At 41.8% G+C, this 17,317-nt stretch carries 17 protein-coding genes, 1 tRNA gene, 1 rRNA gene, 1 other RNA gene and 1 other annotated feature; of the genes, 15 read left to right on the top strand and 5 right to left on the bottom strand.

Features of this window, described 5'->3' with window-relative positions; all coding sequences use genetic code 11:
* The first annotated feature begins 18 nt into the window (after positions 1-18).
* Positions 19-252, top strand: a complete 234-nt coding sequence (locus HF078_RS16920) for a hypothetical protein (RefSeq protein ID WP_169292216.1) — start codon at positions 19-21, stop codon at positions 250-252.
* Positions 253-504: 252 nt separating this feature from the next.
* Here HF078_RS16920 and HF078_RS16915 read toward each other — a convergent pair whose 3' ends face one another.
* Complete coding sequence (locus tag HF078_RS16915) at positions 505-1,473, bottom strand: YaaC family protein (RefSeq protein ID WP_169292215.1); 969 nt, start codon at positions 1,471-1,473, stop codon at positions 505-507.
* Positions 1,474-1,613: 140 nt separating this feature from the next.
* Here HF078_RS16915 and guaB point away from each other — a divergent pair, with 140 nt between their 5' ends.
* From guaB to HF078_RS16885, 6 genes are all read left to right on the top strand, one after another.
* Positions 1,614-3,077 (top strand): IMP dehydrogenase, encoded by a 1,464-nt coding sequence (gene guaB, locus HF078_RS16910; protein ID WP_168865350.1) that lies wholly within the window; start codon positions 1,614-1,616, stop codon positions 3,075-3,077.
* A gap of 127 nt (positions 3,078-3,204) precedes the next feature.
* The gene (locus HF078_RS16905; protein ID WP_169292214.1) at positions 3,205-4,578 is read left to right on the top strand and encodes a serine hydrolase; all 1,374 of its coding nucleotides are present in this window, start codon (positions 3,205-3,207) and stop codon (positions 4,576-4,578) included.
* A 285-nt stretch (positions 4,579-4,863) separates the two neighbouring features.
* Positions 4,864-5,751, top strand: a complete 888-nt coding sequence (pdxS, locus tag HF078_RS16900; RefSeq protein ID WP_010191323.1) for a pyridoxal 5'-phosphate synthase lyase subunit PdxS — start codon at positions 4,864-4,866, stop codon at positions 5,749-5,751.
* A gap of 18 nt (positions 5,752-5,769) precedes the next feature.
* Entirely contained in the window at positions 5,770-6,345 is a 576-nt protein-coding gene (gene pdxT / locus HF078_RS16895; protein WP_169292213.1) for a pyridoxal 5'-phosphate synthase glutaminase subunit PdxT, read from the top strand.
* 63 nt (positions 6,346-6,408) lie between these two features.
* Positions 6,409-6,645 (top strand) — a binding site (T-box leader).
* A 228-nt stretch (positions 6,646-6,873) separates the two neighbouring features.
* Positions 6,874-8,151, top strand: coding sequence for a serine--tRNA ligase (gene serS, locus HF078_RS16890; protein ID WP_169292212.1), 1,278 nt, complete (start codon positions 6,874-6,876; stop codon positions 8,149-8,151).
* 96 nt (positions 8,152-8,247) lie between these two features.
* Positions 8,248-8,340 (top strand) — tRNA-Ser (locus tag HF078_RS16885).
* A 480-nt stretch (positions 8,341-8,820) separates the two neighbouring features.
* Here HF078_RS16885 and HF078_RS16880 read toward each other — a convergent pair.
* The 4 genes from HF078_RS16880 to HF078_RS16865 form a co-directional block, all read right to left on the bottom strand.
* Complete coding sequence (locus tag HF078_RS16880) at positions 8,821-9,489, bottom strand: deoxynucleoside kinase (protein WP_060667146.1); 669 nt, start codon at positions 9,487-9,489, stop codon at positions 8,821-8,823.
* On the bottom strand, positions 9,489-10,127 hold the full coding sequence (locus HF078_RS16875) for a deoxynucleoside kinase (RefSeq protein WP_148990342.1): 639 nt from the start codon (positions 10,125-10,127) through the stop codon (positions 9,489-9,491). Before HF078_RS16875 ends, HF078_RS16880 begins: the two co-directional genes overlap by 1 nt.
* A 137-nt stretch (positions 10,128-10,264) precedes the next feature.
* Positions 10,265-11,575 carry a glycoside hydrolase family 18 protein gene (locus HF078_RS16870; protein WP_169292211.1) on the bottom strand — a complete coding sequence of 437 codons (1,311 nt, stop codon included), beginning with the start codon at positions 11,573-11,575 and terminating at the stop codon, positions 10,265-10,267.
* A 67-nt stretch (positions 11,576-11,642) separates the two neighbouring features.
* A complete protein-coding gene (locus tag HF078_RS16865) occupies positions 11,643-12,185 on the bottom strand; it encodes a cysteine hydrolase family protein (RefSeq protein WP_169292210.1) in 543 nt (180 codons plus the stop codon).
* Positions 12,186-12,270: 85 nt separating this feature from the next.
* Between HF078_RS16865 and tadA the strand changes: the two genes are divergently transcribed.
* From tadA to HF078_RS16825, 8 genes are all read left to right on the top strand, one after another.
* Positions 12,271-12,759 (top strand): tRNA adenosine(34) deaminase TadA, encoded by a 489-nt coding sequence (gene tadA, locus HF078_RS16860; protein WP_169292209.1) that lies wholly within the window; start codon positions 12,271-12,273, stop codon positions 12,757-12,759.
* A gap of 98 nt (positions 12,760-12,857) precedes the next feature.
* Positions 12,858-13,122, top strand: an RNA gene (gene ffs, locus HF078_RS16855) — signal recognition particle sRNA large type.
* A gap of 314 nt (positions 13,123-13,436) precedes the next feature.
* Entirely contained in the window at positions 13,437-15,128 is a 1,692-nt protein-coding gene (gene dnaX / locus HF078_RS16850; RefSeq protein WP_169292208.1) for a DNA polymerase III subunit gamma/tau, read from the top strand.
* Between the two features lie 33 nt (positions 15,129-15,161).
* Complete coding sequence (locus HF078_RS16845) at positions 15,162-15,488, top strand: YbaB/EbfC family nucleoid-associated protein (protein WP_148990353.1); 327 nt, start codon at positions 15,162-15,164, stop codon at positions 15,486-15,488.
* Between the two features lie 10 nt (positions 15,489-15,498).
* Positions 15,499-16,095 carry a recombination mediator RecR gene (gene recR / locus HF078_RS16840; protein WP_169292207.1) on the top strand — a complete coding sequence of 199 codons (597 nt, stop codon included), beginning with the start codon at positions 15,499-15,501 and terminating at the stop codon, positions 16,093-16,095.
* Between the two features lie 58 nt (positions 16,096-16,153).
* On the top strand, positions 16,154-16,366 hold the full coding sequence (locus HF078_RS16835; protein WP_060667154.1) for a YaaL family protein: 213 nt from the start codon (positions 16,154-16,156) through the stop codon (positions 16,364-16,366).
* Positions 16,367-16,486: 120 nt separating this feature from the next.
* Positions 16,487-16,750: a pro-sigmaK processing inhibitor BofA family protein gene (locus tag HF078_RS16830; RefSeq protein ID WP_168865361.1), complete on the top strand. Its 264-nt coding sequence runs from the start codon at positions 16,487-16,489 to the stop codon at positions 16,748-16,750.
* 357 nt (positions 16,751-17,107) lie between these two features.
* Positions 17,108-17,317: ribosomal RNA gene (locus HF078_RS16825) — 16S ribosomal RNA — on the top strand; the annotation flags it as partial.

Below are 17,317 nucleotides of genomic sequence, written 5' to 3'. Positions count from 1 at the left end.
AAACAATGACAAAATTCTTTGGAAAGGGGAGGTTTTGGCATTGTAGAGGCGGAACGATGCCAAAACAGGGGAGAAGAAGGTAGTTTTGTCATTGCAGAGGCAGAACGGTGCCAAAACAGGGGAGAAGAAGGTGGTTTTGTCATCGCAGAGGCAGAACGATTCCAAAACAGCGGAGGAAAAGGTAGTACTGTCATTGTAGAGCGAGAACTGTGCCAAAAAACAAGAAACGGAGCTAACTTTGTCACCGTTTAGCAAATGCAAATTCGATAAGTGAGTTGCACCCCATAGACCATAAGTTGGATGGGCCCTTCAGAAACAGAAATTCCTAACCAAGAGGTCTTGACCCCCTCTATAAAGACCATCTAACGCAAGATTCCCCATCACAGAGGTCTTTATAGCTAACTTTAAAGACCTCTAACATAAATACCCGGCCGCACTCTGTCATAAAAGGCATCAACATTCCTATCTAAGGAACAAGCAATACCCCCAATACCCCCTATGCCCCTAAGCCTCACAATCAATCCCAAACGTACTCAACAAATACCCATGCAAGTAAAAAGGAATTTTCACCGCCGCAACATTAAGAAAGTGATTAATGAGAGATAAATCACTGCTATTAAAAGTATGCAGTAGCTCACCCCACCATTCTGTTTCATACCGGCAGATCATGCTTAAATTATATAGAAGCAGGTAGTGGGAAAGTATTTCTGGAAAAAAGGCTAACTGTTCTTTTTTTCTTGGAATGTACAGGGTGCTTTTTTCATGGTTGTACAACAAAGGTGAGTAATGACATGATCTAGGTTGTTTGATTTCATTAAAATGAAAAGCTTCTTCTTTCATGGTGTTATACACAAAGGAAGTCTGTTTTTGAAAATGCTGTATGAAGCGGTCTTTGGTCATTTTATAATCATCTAAAATGGACTGCGGCACCTGAATGAATGTATCCCCCACCTTTCCAACTGCTAAAAATGGGGATTTATTTTTGGTAATTTTTATGCTTGTTTCAAGTTCGGGAATAGAGAACAGTAAATCTCTCATGGAATACTTTGTTCCTTCTATTTGTTTCACATGGAACATTTTGTCGCTAAAGTGTGAAAAGAGTCCGTTTTTCTGGACTTTTACTTCATCTTGTAAAAATTCATAGCTTTGTTTTTTACGTTTTCTAGTGGAAACACCATGTGCTAAAACAGATGTGGATTCTGGATAGCAAGGATCGACAGTTAATAAACAGGCCTTGATTAGTTGAACCATCCCATAAAACATGAGAACAGGTTTAATTGACGTAGGAGTATTGCTGGATTGCTGTAGATATGTCAATCCATGCTCCACATAGTAAATAAAACTATATGCATTGTTGTAGCTTTTTTGTTCGAATTGATCTATTTGTTGTTTTTGGTAACAGGCCTTGAGTAGTTTCTGGGCGGTCTCAACTGATTGAAATGGGTAAAATAAGTGTAAGTATGGAGCAGTCAAAGAATCCACGTCCTCATAATAAATAGTATAGTTAGAATAATTAGAAAAAATAAACTTATGTTACCGTCCTTGACAGTATTTTGTCCAGTTGATACTCTACTATAAATATTATCGAGTTTAAGAAGGGGGAAAATTTTGTCATGTGGGAAAATAAATTTGCTAAAGAAGGCTTAACATTTGATGATGTTCTTTTGGTTCCATCCAAGTCTGAGGTTTTACCAAGGGATGTAGATTTGAAAGTAAAGTTGACGGAAACATTGCAACTAAACATTCCGATTATCAGTGCAGGGATGGATACAGTGACTGAAGCAGAGATGGCGATTGCGATGGCTCGTCAAGGAGGCTTAGGAATTATTCATAAGAACATGTCCATAGAACAGCAAGCGGAACAAGTGGATAAAGTGAAGCGTTCTGAACGTGGCGTTATTACTGATCCGTTCTTCTTAACACCTGAGCATCAAGTGTTTGATGCGGAGCACTTAATGGGAAAATACAGAATCTCCGGTGTTCCAATCGTCAATAACAACGAGGAGCTCAAACTTGTTGGTATCCTGACTAACCGAGATCTGCGATTCATTCAAGATTTCTCAATTCCCATTTCAGATGTCATGACAAAAGAAAACCTTGTAACAGCTTCTGTAGGAACAACTTTAGAAGAAGCAGAGAGTATCCTGCAAAAGTACAAAATTGAAAAGCTCCCTCTTGTAGATGAAGCTGGAGTATTAAAAGGGCTTATTACCATTAAAGATATAGAGAAAGTTATTGAGTTCCCACACTCTGCTAAAGATAACCAAGGGCGTCTTTTAGTTGGTGCAGCAGTGGGCGTAACAGGGGATACCATGCTTCGAGTTGAGAAGCTGGTACAAAAAAGCGTGGATGCTATCGTAGTGGATACAGCACATGGTCATTCTCAAGGTGTCCTTGATACAGTAAGAAAAATAAGAGACAAATATCCAAACTTAAACATTATCGCTGGGAATGTTGCAACAGCAGAAGCTACACGAGATTTGGTGGAAGCTGGAGCGAATGTAGTGAAGGTAGGTATCGGGCCGGGCTCCATTTGTACGACTCGAGTAGTGGCCGGTGTCGGTGTACCGCAAATCACTGCAGTGTATGATTGCGCTACAGAAGCACGTAAGCTAGGAGTTTCCATCATTGCAGATGGCGGCATTAAGTATTCTGGTGACATTGTAAAAGCTCTTGCTGCTGGTGGCCATGCTGTTATGCTTGGAAGTATGTTGGGAGGTACTTCTGAAAGTCCTGGAGAAACAGAAATCTTCCAAGGCAGACGCTTTAAAGTGTACCGCGGCATGGGTTCAGTTGGAGCGATGGAAAAAGGAAGTAAAGATCGCTATTTCCAAGAAGATAATAAAAAGTTTGTACCAGAAGGAATTGAAGGGCGCATTGCCTATAAAGGCCCTGTTGCAGACACTATTTACCAAATGGTGGGCGGCCTGCGTTCCGGCATGGGGTATTGTGGTACAAAAGACTTACAAGCATTAAGAGAAAATGCACAATTTGTGAAAATGACGGGAGCGGGGCTTCGTGAAAGCCATCCGCACGATGTACAAATCACAAAAGAATCCCCTAACTATTCCGTTTAAGAAAGTTGTCATAGGAGTTTAGTCTTATAAAATGACAGAGAAAGAAGTAGTCTTTCTCTGTCTATTTTTTTTGGACATAGTGTGATAAAATAACGACTATGTGAAAAAATTCTGGAGGTAAGACAAGGTGAAAAGAAGCTTTAAACAATTGTTCGTCGGTTTATTAGTACTTACGCTTATGGTTTCAATATTTCCTGGTAAATCTGCTAAAGCAGAAGAAAATGATTTCCTGAATATAAATGCGAAAGCTGCTATATTAATAGAATTTAGTACAGGAAAAATTATCTATCAGAAAAACGTAGATGAAGCACTTCCTGTTGCAAGTATGACAAAGATGATGACAGAATACTTACTTCTTGAAGCAATTGAAGATGGAAAATTGGATTGGTCAAAAGAAGTGATTCTAAGTGACTACGCACAATCGATATCTCAAAAGTATCCAGAGCTATCCAATGTCCCTATGAGAAAGCAAGAACCTTATACGATTAAAGAACTTTATGAAGCAATGGCAATCTATTCTGCAAACGGAGCAACCATTGCACTAGCTGAGGCTATTGCAGGTTCGGAAACGAAATTTGTAGAAATGATGAATGCGAAAGCGGAAGAAATAGGATTAGAAAATTATAATTTTGTTAACTCTACAGGATTAAACAATGAAGACTTAGTAGTAGGTGGAGTTCCTATGTACCCTGAGGGAACTGCAGCAGATGCAGAAACAACTCTCTCAGCCAAGGATACTGCAAGATTAGCACACCGTCTACTTACCGATTATCCTGAGATCTTAGAAACAGCAAGCATTCCATTCAAAGTGTTCAGAGAAGGTACACCTGATGCAATTGATATGCCAAACTGGAATAAGATGTTGTTCACAGAAGAGTTAAAGGTACAATTTGAAGGTATTGACGGATTGAAAACAGGTTCCACAGATGCAGCTGGGTTCAACTTCACCGGTACTGCGGAAAGAGATGGAATGAGAGTAGTATCTGTCGTAATGAATACAACAAACGATGAAGGTGTCTCCACAGAGATATCCCGTTTTATTGAAACAAAAAAATTAATGACTCATGCATTCGGTAGTTACTCTGTACAAGAATTGTTTCCTGGCGAGTATCAAATTGAAGGCGAGTCCATCCTTCCTGTAACAAAAGGAAAAGAAGACAAAGTAGAAATTCATACAAAAGAACCATTTAAGACACTTGTCAAAGATGGTAATAAAGATAACTTTAAACCTCAATTTGAAATCAACGAAAAGATCCTGAACGAAGAAGGGGAATTAACAGCTCCGGTAAAAGAAGGAGATAGCGTTGGTGTAATGAAAGTGACACAAGAAGGCGGCCAAGATTATGGCTATCTTTTTGAAAACGAAGGTGCAACAGTAGAATTGGTAACAAAAGAAGGCGTGGAAAAAGCAAACTGGTTTGTATTATCCATACGTGCAGTTGGCGGATTTTTCTCTGATCTTTGGTCCACAGTAGCTGGAGCGGTTAAAGGATTATTTTAAATGAATCAATGAAAAATGCTTGAAGGTCCATCTTCACAGAGGATGGACTTTCAGGCATTTTCCGTATAGACGACTTATGGGTAATTTCGTTGAACAGGGAAATACTACACCAATTAGAAAGGTTTCTTAAAAACCGAATCTTTCTAAATAGTGGCAGGTTAATCTTTCGATATTTTATTAGGATTTTTCTAAAATTTAAGGTAAAATAAAGAGCGTGTTAGTAAATTATATGGACTTGCTCCATTTTATGAAAAAATTATTTTATACATATAGGGGGACTTATCGATGACACATCAAACAGGTACAGATCGTGTAAAACGTGGAATGGCAGAAATGCAAAAAGGCGGCGTTATCATGGACGTTGTCAATGCTGAACAGGCGAAAATTGCAGAAGAAGCTGGTGCAGTTGCTGTAATGGCATTAGAACGTGTTCCTGCTGATATCCGTGCAGCTGGTGGAGTTGCCCGTATGGCAGATCCAACAATTGTGGAAGAAGTAATGAAAGCTGTATCTATCCCGGTAATGGCTAAAGCTCGTATTGGCCATATCGTAGAAGCTCGCGTATTGGAAGCAATGGGTGTGGATTACATCGATGAGAGTGAAGTATTGACTCCAGCAGATGAGGAGTATCACTTGGACAAGCGTCAATACAAAGTACCATTCGTATGTGGTTGCCGTGATCTTGGAGAAGCTGCACGCCGCATTGGTGAAGGAGCATCTATGCTTCGTACAAAAGGTGAGCCAGGAACAGGAAACATCGTGGAAGCGGTTCGTCACATTCGTAAAGTGAACGCACAAGTTCGCAAAGTGGTTGGAATGAACGAAGATGAATTGATGACAGAAGCAAAGTTATTAGGAGCTCCTTTTGAGTTACTTCTTGAAATCAAGCGTACTGGTAAACTTCCAGTAGTAAACTTCGCAGCAGGCGGAATTGCGACTCCAGCTGATGCAGCGTTGATGATGCAATTGGGTTCTGACGGAGTATTTGTTGGATCTGGTATCTTCAAATCCGAAAACCCTGCGAAATTTGCTCGTGCTATCGTGGAAGCGACTACTCATTACCAAGATTATGAACTAATTGCAAGCCTGTCCAAAGGATTGGGTACAGCGATGAAAGGCATCGAAATTTCTACACTATTACCTGAAAATCGCATGCAAGAGCGTGGCTGGTAAGTAAAGGAGTTTTAACGTATGGTGAAAGTTGGGGTCTTAGGACTTCAAGGTGCAGTTCGGGAACATGTTAGATCCATCGAGGCATCTGGAGCAGAAGCGGTTATAGTAAAAAAAGCAGAACAGCTTTCTGAAATAGACGGCTTAATCATACCGGGCGGCGAAAGCACGACAATGCGCCGACTGATTGACAAGTATTCATTCATGGAGCCGTTGCGCGAATTTGGTGCAAGCGGCAAGCCTGTATTTGGTACATGTGCCGGTCTTATTTTGATCGCAAAAGAAATTGTTGGCTATAATGAGCCACACTTGGCATTTATGGATGCTAAGGTGGAGCGTAACTCATTTGGACGCCAGGTGGACAGTTTTGAAGCAGAACTGGATATAGCAGGGATAGCAGAAGATTTCATCGGCGTATTCATCCGTGCTCCGCATATTGTGGAAGTGGGAGAAGATGTTGAGGTTCTTTGTAAGCATAATGGCCGTATCGTGGCTGCTCGTCAAGGGCAGTTCTTAGGCTGTTCGTTCCATCCAGAATTGACAGATGACCACCGTATTACACAGTATTTTGTCAATATGGTCAAAGAAGCCAAATAATCTAGGTATAAATCTATTGCATGTTTGAGAAACTTGTAGTAGATTATCTAATAAGAAAATATTGTTAAAGCGTTGATAGGAAAAAGTAGCAGGCGGCACATACTTTTAGAGAGTCGGTGGTTGGTGAGAACCGATGTATGACATCTGCGAATCCATCCTTGAGCACTTGGCCGAATTGCCATTATTGGTATAGTAAGTCAAATCGGTAAGATTATTACCGTTATCGAATGAAGTGGGAGAAGGCGTTTGGTCTTTTTCAACAAGGGTGGCAACACGGGAATATAAACTCTCGTCCCTATTTAGGGGACGGGGGTTTTTTGTGTTCTCGGGATTTCTGCGGAACTCCCTGTTGATCTCCGTTCCAGGTATTCGCTTATCCAGAGGGCGTGTGCTTGAGCCTCCTCATTTCATTACGGGGTCTCAACCTACCGCGCTCCTCCCGCCGGAGTCTCATACCTTGCACTACGATCACCAGGGGGATATCCCTACTTATTTGTTATTTAGGAAAAATAAAAAGGAGGAATAGACATGTTGGATTTAAAGTTATTGCGTGCGAATTTTGAGGAGATAAAGGGTAAGCTTCAGCATAGAGGGGAAGACTTGTCTGATTTGGACCGCTTTGAAGAGTTGGATGCGAAAAGAAGGGATCTTCTTGTTCAAACGGAGCAATTGAAAAGCAAGCGTAATGAAGTTTCTCAGCAGATTGCTGCCATGAAACGCGAAAAGCAGGATGCTGATCACCTAATTAAGGAAATGCGTGAAGTAGGAGACAGTGTAAAGGAATTGGATGAGGAATTAAGAGGAGTGGAAGAAGCACTTGAGCTACTACTACTATCTATCCCTAATATCCCTCATGAAAGTGTTCCTGTTGGGGAAACAGAGGACGATAATGTCGAGGTTCGTAAATGGGGCGAGGTTCCAAACTTTGGCTTTGAAGCAAAAGCCCATTGGGATATCGCGGATGAGCTCGGTATCTTAGATTTTGAACGAGCAGGTAAAGTAACTGGCAGCCGTTTTGTATTCTACCGTGGCTTAGGAGCGAGACTTGAGAGAGCATTATTCAACTTCATGTTAGACTTGCATGTAGATGAACATGGTTATACAGAAGTGCTACCGCCATACTTGGTAAACCGTGCGAGCATGACCGGGACAGGGCAGCTGCCTAAGTTTGAAGAAGATGCTTTCTTGATTGAGAAAGAAGACTACTTCTTGGTTCCGACTGCAGAGGTTCCAATTACAAACATGCACCGTGAAGAGATCTTAAGTGGCGAACAGTTGCCGATTAATTATGCGGCATTCAGTGCTTGCTTCCGTTCTGAGGCAGGATCTGCTGGTCGTGATACACGTGGATTGATTCGTCAGCATCAATTCAATAAAGTGGAGCTTGTGAAATTTGTAAAGCCGGAAGAATCTTATGAAGAGCTGGAAAAATTGACAGGTAATGCGGAGAAAGTATTGCAGTTGCTTGGACTACCATACCGTGTGTTGAGCATGTGTACAGCAGATCTAGGATTCACTGCAGCTAAGAAATATGACATTGAAGTATGGATTCCAAGTGCGGAAACATACCGTGAGATTTCTTCTTGCAGTAACTTTGAGAGCTTCCAAGCTCGCCGTGCAAACATCCGTTTCCGTCGCGATCCAAAAGGTAAGCCAGAGCATGTGCATACATTGAACGGTTCTGGACTTGCAATTGGACGTACAGTGGCAGCTATCATTGAAAATTATCAGCAGGAAGATGGTTCTGTTGTAATTCCGGAAGTTTTGCGTCCTTACATGGGTGGCAAAGAAATTTTGACTAAATAGTGAACAATGGAAGGATAGAGTGAAAAATCTCTATCCTTCTCTTATATCGTGTTGACATCCTTTTTAGAAATATGATATATTACTTTTTGTCGATACGGAGGAATACCCAAGTCCGGCTGAAGGGATCGGTCTTGAAAACCGACAGGGGTGTCAAAGCCCGCGGGGGTTCGAATCCCTCTTCCTCCGCCATTGATTTTTAAAAAAGGTTTTTACCAATAGCGCATAAACTGGAGTATGTTCGTTACATTATGGAGAAGTAACGACTTTTTTATTGCCTGAGATGAAGCGACGTCATCTTTTGCAATCTGTAAGCTGCCCGTCTGGGGTGGCTTATTTTTTTTTGAAGAAAGTTATAAACAGTTGATTTTCTTTGCAGGTGCTTCGCTTTCCCGCGGACGGTCGGGGAGCCTCCTCGGCTACGCCTGCGGGTTCTCCACCTAGCGCTAATTCCCTCAGGAGTCTTCGCCATTTGCTACAATCACCAGCTAGGAAACATAAAAAATTTTACGTTATCAGTTTTTCAGTGGCTTCGGCAAGCCTGGGGGTCTCCCCTGTCCTTTCCTCCCGCGGGAGTCTGCGCACCTTCCACTTCAATCAACAGAGTTTTCCATTCAACTAGGGTTTACAAAAAAGACCGGGGCAAATAGCCTCGGTCTTTTGTTGTTTTATTTATTTTTTTAGTAGCTGTGATTGTTTCATGTGATGGGAGATCTTTTCGATGATTGGTTCGATAGAATCACCATTGCTTAGCACGTCGTATTCGTTGATGTTCAGGCGCAATACTGGGCACGCGTGGAAGTTGTTGATCCATCGTTCGTAGCGCTCATGCATTTCCTCCCAATAGGAAATGGGAGTCTGCTGCTCCATTGGGCGTCCGCGTTCTTGAATGCGGCCAAGGATATCATCCAGGCTTCCTTCCAAATAAATTAAAAGGTCAGGATGAGGGAAGTACGGTGTCATCACCATCGCTTCAAACAGGCTGGTGTACGTATCATAGTCTACCTGAGTCATCGTTCCCTTTTCGTAATGCATATTGGCAAAGATGCCAGTGTCTTCATAGATAGAGCGGTCTTGAATAAAGCCGCCGCCATATTCAAAGATTTTTTTCTGATCTTTAAAACGTTCAGCCAAAAAGTAGATTTGTAAATGAAAGCTCCAACGCTCAAAATCAGCGTAAAATTTATCTAGGTATGGATTGGTGTCCACTTTTTCAAAAGATGTACGAAAACCAAGGGCGTTTGCCAAAGCATTCGTCATCGTAGATTTACCGACTCCCACTGTTCCGGCAATCGTAATGACCGCGTTAGAGGGAATGCCGTATTTTTGACGTAAATTCATTATACGTTAACTCCTTTATTCAAGGTATCTTTCAACTGTTGAAAAATACGCTGTAGATCTTCATCTCGTTGTACAAAGTCAACCTCGTCTCCGTTAAAGCGCAGGATTGGTAAGGAAGGATATTGTTCTTCAAGGCGATCCATTTCTTCATCATAGTCCAGGCTAAGCTGTTGAAGATATAGCGGATCTATTTTCTTTTCGATATCACGGCCACGCTTTTCAATTCTTGTTAGTAGCGTGTCCAGACTTGCATTTAAATAAATGATGACATTTGGTTTTGGCATGTCTTCCGTTAAAATATCGTATATTTTTAGGTATTTATCGTACTGCTTGTCCTTTAGTGTGCGTTTAGCGAAAATAAGGTTTTTCAAGATATGATAATCAGCCACTACCGGTTTGTGTTGCTTTAGGTGGTGCTGATCAATGTCTTCAAGTTGTTTGTATCTATTACATAGGAAAAACATTTCTGTTTGGAAACTCCACTCGTCGATGTTCTCGTAGAATTTTCCCAGAAATGGATTTTCGTCTACTATTTCTTTTAATAATTGATATTGGAACTCTTCTGCAATTTTTTTTGCAAGTGAGGTCTTTCCAACACCAATGGGTCCTTCGACTGTTATAAATGGTGTTGCTTGCACCAGGATGCCCCCTTTGATAAGCATGTGACTACATCAATATTTTGACAGACAATAATTATTCTATCATAGATATGGGGCTTGTGGAGGAACAATTTGAGAGAGGTAGGATAGATAAGGACTGGGGATTACCCCAGTCCTTAGTAGTAGTAATAGTAACGCTCGGTTGGGTTTTTTACTACGTTGAAGTTATCGGTGATCAGAAGCCAGTTTTGTGGAAAAGGTAGACCTAGTTTCCAATAGCTGATACCTCGTAAGTTAAGTTCTTTTATGAGGTCAAATTTTGCCTGTATGGATCTTGCATCTTCAAACCAGACCTCATGTTCCTTGCCTTCCTTTGTATAGTTGAAGTGGGGAGCCTGTGCCTCTTCATCGTAAGATATAGCAACATTGTTGTTAGCAGCAAGTTCTATAGCAGCTTGTGGGCTTATCGCTTTCGCAAATTCTCCGCCTTGGACGAAAGGAAGTGTCCAGTCATAACCATAGAGATTTTGGCCCATCATAATTTTTTCACTTGGCATTTCCGTGATGGCATACTCCAGCACTTCTCGAACAGGTCCAATTGGAGAGACTGCCATTGGTGGACCTCCGCTATATCCCCACTCATACGTCATAATGACGACAAAATCGACAATTTCCCCATGTGCTTTATAGTCATGGGCCTCATACCACTTTCCTTTTTGATCGGCTTTTGTTTTGGGGGCGAGGGCAGTGGAGATAAGCCAGCCTTCTTTTTTAAACCGATCCCTGGCTTTTCGTAAAAAGGTATTGTAAGCTTCCTTATCTGCAGGTCGTAAATACTCAAAGTCAAAATGAATGTCTTTAAAATTATATTTTTTAGCAGTGGCAACAACATTATCCAGAAATTTGTTTTGGACTTGCATGTCTGTTAGGATGATGCGACCAAGCTCGTCACTGAATCCGTCCTCTTCTAAATTGGTAAGCACCATCATCAAGATGACATTGTCTTCTCCAGCAATGGCAGGCAGATTGGTAAGCGGCGGTTCCTTCAGTGATCCGTCCCTCAGCACCTGAAAGCTAAACGGGGCAAGATAGGTTAAATAGGGAGCGGCATTACGTGAACTTTGTTGCAGTTCTTCTGATACTGTGTTTCCGCGGGGCTCGACATACGCGTTGATCTCCGCTTCTCGTTTTGGTTGTGGAGGAATATAAAGGCGCAGCCCTACGCGTAGTGGGGTGGCAGGATTCAATTGGTTTATTTCAATCAACTGTTCAGGTGTGGTATTGTACCTCCTTGCTATAGAAAAAATCGTATCTCCTTGCTGAACAAAATAAAAACGCCCCACAATGGGGATTACCAGTGACTGACCGACAACAAGCCTATCAGGGTTGGGAAGATCGTTCGCTTCAATAATATCCTGTGGCGTTGTGGCGTATGCCTGAGCAATCCCAGTGAGTGTCTGTCCTTGGCTTACGACATGAATTTGCATGGTTCGTCCCTCCTATTCATTATCCTTTACCAATGTATGAATGGGTGGGAGGATTCATGCAAGCAACCTACTGTTGGTGGAGAAACTTCGTTGTTGGAATTACATCCGCCTTCAGCACATTTTCCATCATGCGCAATGCGTACTTATGATCGTCATCATCTGCAGAAGCGATGGCATCGCTCGGTATTATTAGCTCAAACTCCCGCATGTAAGCGTCATTTGCGGTAAAAAGAACACATATATTCCCCGCGAGTCCTGTAAGAATCAGTTTTTTTATATGAAGTTGGGAGAGCAGGGTATGCAATGCTGTCCCATAGAAAGCGGAATGCTTCGGCTTGATGAGAAAAAAGTCATCACCACTGGGATACAATGCTTGCATGATCGGTTCGCTCCATTTGTTCGAGCATTTATCGATGATTTTATCGTAATCAGCCTGCCATAAGTTATAATGGTCATTAATATAGATAACCGGTAGTTCTTCCTTGTGCATGTATTCCTTGATTGCTTTAATATTAGGAACGATCCTGGATGTTTTTTCTGCCAAGATGCTTCCGTGCTTAAATTGAAAGTCGTTGATTATATCAATAATTAAAAGAGCGGTTTGTTTCATTAAGTAAAATCACCTCGTAGAGATTAGTCTATGGAAAAGAGGTGGAGAATATAAATATGCAAGGAAAAGAAGGGGAAGGTCCAAAATGCAAGATGAACATTTTATGATGTTGGCGATAGAAGAGGCGAAAAAAGCGGAGTCACTTAAGGAGGTTCCAATTGGTGCCGTTCTTGTACATGATGGAAAAGTTATAGCAAAGGGGTATAATCTCAGGGAAACCACCCAAAGATCGATTACACATGCAGAAATCATGGTGATTGATCAAGCGTGTGAAGCCTTGCAAACATGGCGGTTAGAGGAAGCGATCCTTTATGTAACGTTGGAACCGTGTCCCATGTGTGCAGGAGCGATCATCCAATCACGAATCAAAAAAGTGGTATACGGTGCCAAGGATCCAAAAGCGGGATGTGCAGGGACCCTGATGAATATCTTGCAAGATGAGCGCTTTAATCACCAGACAGAAGTGGTGAGTGGTATAATGGAAGAAGAATGTGGTGAACTGCTGTCCTCTTTTTTCAGGAAGCTTCGTCAGCAGAAAAAAGAGAAGAAGCAACTTCGGCAGTCTAACTCCTAATAATTTACAGTATCGGACGGTTGCATTTTTTTCACTTACCCGTTATACTAAATTATGCGTCGAGTTAATGACGCAACCAACTTATGGTTTTAATTTTGTCGTGCTAAGCGGGGAGGTAGCGGTGCCCTGAACTCGCAATCCGCTCTAGCGAGGCTGAATCCCTTCTCGAGGTTAGTAGACTGTAGGGTCTGCCTCAAGTAAGTGGTGTTGACACCTGGGTCCTGCGCAATGGGAACCCGTGAACCATGTCAGGTCCGGAAGGAAGCAGCATTAAGCGGACTCTCTCATGTGCCGCAGGGTTGCCTGGGTCGAGCTAACTGCTTGAGTAACGCTTATGGTGACTAATCGACAGAAGGTGCACGGCAGTTTAATAATACTAATCAAGCTCACTCCAATTTCTGGGGTGAGTTTTTTCATGTTTAACATGTTAAACAGATTAGTGGATTGGAGCGGAAGGCGAAGACTTCCTTGTCCTGAGGGAGATAGCGCTAGGTGGAGACCCCGCAGGCGAAGCCGAGGAGGCACAAGCATAGCCCCGCGGAAAGCGAGTGTCTGCAGAGGAAAGAAACGATCATTCTATAGAGTCAATTAATAATGATAGACATGGAACAAACATTTTATTTTCCACAACCCATACGGTATAATGGAAGAGGATAAAAAAGAAGGAGGGCATATTGGTGGCATATCAAGCTTTATATCGTGTTTTTCGACCACAAACCTTTGCAGATGTCGTGGGACAAGAACATATAACCCAAACCTTACAAAACGCCCTGCTTCAACAAAAGTTTTCTCACGCCTACTTGTTCTCCGGTCCAAGAGGAACAGGAAAAACAAGTGCGGCCAAAATACTAGCAAAAGCAGTAAACTGCGAACATGCACCAGTTGCGGAACCATGCAACGAATGTTCTGCCTGTAAAGGAATAACGGACGGTTCCATTTCTGATGTCATTGAAATAGATGCAGCTTCCAATAATGGAGTAGACGAGATCCGAGACATTCGCGACAAAGTCAAATATGCTCCAAGCTCTGTAAAATATAAGGTATATATTATTGATGAAGTACATATGCTTTCTATCGGTGCGTTTAATGCGTTACTAAAAACGTTAGAAGAACCGCCAAAGCACGTAATCTTTATATTGGCTACAACCGAACCTCACAAGATTCCACTGACCATCATCTCGCGTTGTCAGCGCTTTGATTTCAAAAGGATAACAGGGGAGTCAATTGTCGGAAGGCTTTCTACTGTTTTACAAGCACAAGAAATAGAAGCAGAGCCCCAAGCATTGGCTATCATTGCCCGAGCGGCAGAGGGTGGGATGCGTGATGCCCTCAGTTTGATGGACCAAGCCATCTCTTTCAGTAGTGGTACGCTAACTGTACAAGATGCACTGGCCATAACAGGATCTGTCTCACAAAGCTTTATGACAGATATCGTAAACGGCCTGTATCATAAAAACGTGGCACAGGCGCTAGATTCGTTGAACCAGGTTTTCCAATCAGGTAAAGATCCTGCAAGGTTTCTGGAAGATCTCATTTTCTATTACCGGGATATGCTCCTATATAAGACGGCACCAAATTTGGAACAAATTTTGGACAGAGTACAGGTGGATGAAGCTTTTCAACGGTTTGCAGAAGAAATCCCTGCAGAAACAATCTATGAGACAATCGATATTTTGAATAAGAGTCAACAGGAAATGAAGTGGACGAACCATCCGCGAATTTACTTAGAAGTAGCGATTGTGAAGCTATGTCAGCTTGAAGTCCAGGCTAAGGAATCAGCGAATCAAGACCAGGTAAATCTTTTGCAAAAGAAGATTGCTATGCTGGAGAGCAAGGTGAAAGAGCTTGCGGCAGGAAGTGCAGGGGGAGCGGCAAAAGCGAATGCACCAAGCAAGGCCCCTGCAAGAAGTGGCGGCGGTGCCAGAAATGGCTTCAAACCAGCAACAGGTCGAATTCAGGAAGTGCTGAAGCAGGCAACAAGAGGAGACTTGGAAAGCATCAAAGGCAGCTGGGCGCAGTTGCTAGAGGCACTCCGTAAGCAAAATAAAGTTTCCCATGCTGCATTATTGACCGACAGTGAACCTGTAGCTGCAGCAAGCAGTGCTTTTGTGTTAAAGTTTAAATATGAGATACATTGCAAGATGGCATCTGATGAACCGGTAAAGCAAAATCTTGAACAAATCATTTTGGACCTTACCGGAAAATCTTATGACATGCTGGCCGTTCCAGAAGAAGAATGGCTGAAGATCCGAGAAGGCTTTATCCGCGGACAAAAAAATGATGAAGAGGGCAGCGAAACCCAAGATGACCCATTCATTGAAGAAGCGAAGAAACTTGTCGGCCCTGATCTTGTAGAAATTAAAGAATAAATTATAAAACCATATTAGGAGGAATTTATTATGATGCGTGGCGGCGGAATGGGTAACATGCAAAAAATGATGAAACAAATGCAAAAGATGCAAAAGGATATGGCTAAAGCACAGGAAGAATTAGCTGAAAAGACAATGGAAGGTACAGCTGGCGGCGGAATGGTCACAGTAGTAGTTAATGGCCAAAAAGAAATCATTGAAGTAAATATCAAAGAAGAAGTAGTAGACCCGGAAGATATCGAAATGCTACAAGACTTAGTTCTAGCTGCTACAAACGATGCCCTTAAGAAAATGGATGAGCTGACAAATGATACAATGGGCCAATTCACTAAAGGGTTAAACATGCCAGGACTATTCTAGGAGGACCTTTATGCATTATCCTGAGCCTATATCAAAGCTGATTGACAGCTTTATGAAATTGCCAGGTATCGGCCCGAAAACGGCCGCTCGTCTGGCTTTTTTCGTACTTAACATGAAAGAAGATACCGTATTGGACTTTGCAAAAGCACTAGTGAATGCAAAGAGAAACCTTTTTTATTGTTCGGTTTGCGGACATATCACCGATAGGGATCCTTGCTATATTTGTGAGGATAATAGAAGAGACAGAACTGTTATCTGTGTGGTACAGGAAACAAAAGATGTAATTGCGATGGAAAAAATGCGGGACTATAACGGCCTCTACCATGTCCTTCACGGTGCAATATCTCCAATGGATGGAATCGGTCCGGAGGATATCAAAATACCTGAACTTATTAAACGATTGCAAGATGATGAAGTCCAAGAACTCATCCTTGCAACCAACCCCAATATAGAAGGTGAAGCAACAGCTATGTATATTTCTAGGCTATTAAAACCATCTGGGATAAAAATGACCCGTATTGCTCATGGACTTCCTGTTGGAGGAGATCTAGAATATGCAGATGAAGTAACGTTATCAAAAGCCCTTGAAGGTAGAAGAGAAATATAAGTTTAGTTAAATGAAAGAAGACGATCTATGATCTCAGACAAAGGGGTTATCATCACCTATGTTTTTTCGAAAAAAAGACCGCTTAAAAAAACAGTATGATGCCAAATTAATGGAAACAACGGAAGATTGTAAGAATCGATGGGCCAAACAAAAAAGTTTGGTAGATAAAAGCGTCGATCCTTCAGAAGAAGTCATCTGTCAATTAAAGATAGCAGAAGCAAAATACCTCTTCCTTTTAAGGGAAGTCCGAACTCGTATGGTAAAGAAGTAGCTGGGGAAATCCTTAGCTGCTTTTTTTATGCCTTCTTAAATTTCTTATTTAAGTAGCGAGTTCTTAATTGAGACTGTCATTCATATAGTTTAGTACAAGCTGGCAAGAGGAGGGGTTATAATGGAACCGTTACTAGTAATAGGAGTCATCTGCGGATTGATCCTGCTTGTTCTATTGGTGGGGACACCGATAAAACCGTTGCGCTTTGCAGGTCAAGCGCTAATAAAGGTAATGATTGGTGCACTCTTTTTATTCTTTTTAAATGCATTTGGAAACTCTATGGGGATTCATGTGCCAATTAATCCTGCTACCGCTGCAGTATCAGGTTTATTAGGCATACCAGGGGTAATATCATTAGTAATCATTCAGAAGTATATCGTATAAGAAGAAAAGATTACGTGTTTTTAGTGATTGCTTCCATCCAATATACTAATAATACCGCCCTCCAAAAAAAAAGAGGGTTTTTTTTGATATTTTCGTTGACTTATCTTTATTAAAAATGGTATATTATATTTCGTTGTCACAAACGACTACATACATGAATTGAAAATAACTTATAAAAAGTTGTTGACTTCAATTTAGAGTATGTGGTAAGATAATAAAGTCGCTTCGAGAGAACGACGAAAAAGAGTTCTTTGAAAACTAAACAAAACAACAGCGTCATAACGTCGGTTCTACGGAACACGACAAAATGATTTAAGTAATACAAGCTAGCAAATTTTGAGCAAAAGCTCAGACTCTTTATTGGAGAGTTTGATCCTGGCTCAGGACGAACGCTGGCGGCGTGCCTAATACATGCAAGTCGAGCGGATCTTTTAAAAGCTTGCTTTTGAAAGGTCAGCGGCGGACGGGTGAGTAACACGTGGGCAACCTGCCTGTAAGACTGGGATAACTTCGGGAAACCGGAGCTAATACCGGATAATATAAGGAACCTCCTGGTTCTTTATTGAA

It is taken from the genome of Bacillus sp. RO2, from assembly GCF_012911845.1.
Taxonomy (GTDB): Bacteria; Bacillota; Bacilli; order Bacillales; family Bacillaceae_I; genus Sutcliffiella_A.
The sequence above is the reverse complement of the archived record's forward strand: the minus strand, read 5'-3'. Positions and strand labels throughout refer to the sequence as shown.

Excerpts from the sequence above, each read along its gene's own strand:
- pdxS (WP_010191323.1), top strand. The coding sequence starts at position 4,864 with ATGACACATCAAACAGGTACAGATCGTGTAAAACGTGGAATGGCAGAA.
- HF078_RS16845 (WP_148990353.1), top strand. The coding sequence starts at position 15,162 with ATGCGTGGCGGCGGAATGGGTAACATGCAAAAAATGATGAAACAAATG.
- guaB (WP_168865350.1), top strand. The coding sequence starts at position 1,614 with ATGTGGGAAAATAAATTTGCTAAAGAAGGCTTAACATTTGATGATGTT.
- HF078_RS16870 (WP_169292211.1), bottom strand. The coding sequence starts at position 11,575 with ATGCAAATTCATGTCGTAAGCCAAGGACAGACACTCACTGGGATTGCT.
- serS (WP_169292212.1), top strand. The coding sequence starts at position 6,874 with ATGTTGGATTTAAAGTTATTGCGTGCGAATTTTGAGGAGATAAAGGGT.
- tadA (WP_169292209.1), top strand. The coding sequence starts at position 12,271 with ATGCAAGATGAACATTTTATGATGTTGGCGATAGAAGAGGCGAAAAAA.
- pdxT (WP_169292213.1), top strand. The coding sequence starts at position 5,770 with ATGGTGAAAGTTGGGGTCTTAGGACTTCAAGGTGCAGTTCGGGAACAT.
- HF078_RS16880 (WP_060667146.1), bottom strand. The coding sequence starts at position 9,489 with ATGAATTTACGTCAAAAATACGGCATTCCCTCTAACGCGGTCATTACG.
- HF078_RS16865 (WP_169292210.1), bottom strand. The coding sequence starts at position 12,185 with ATGAAACAAACCGCTCTTTTAATTATTGATATAATCAACGACTTTCAA.
- HF078_RS16830 (WP_168865361.1), top strand. The coding sequence starts at position 16,487 with ATGGAACCGTTACTAGTAATAGGAGTCATCTGCGGATTGATCCTGCTT.
- HF078_RS16835 (WP_060667154.1), top strand. The coding sequence starts at position 16,154 with ATGTTTTTTCGAAAAAAAGACCGCTTAAAAAAACAGTATGATGCCAAA.
- recR (WP_169292207.1), top strand. The coding sequence starts at position 15,499 with ATGCATTATCCTGAGCCTATATCAAAGCTGATTGACAGCTTTATGAAA.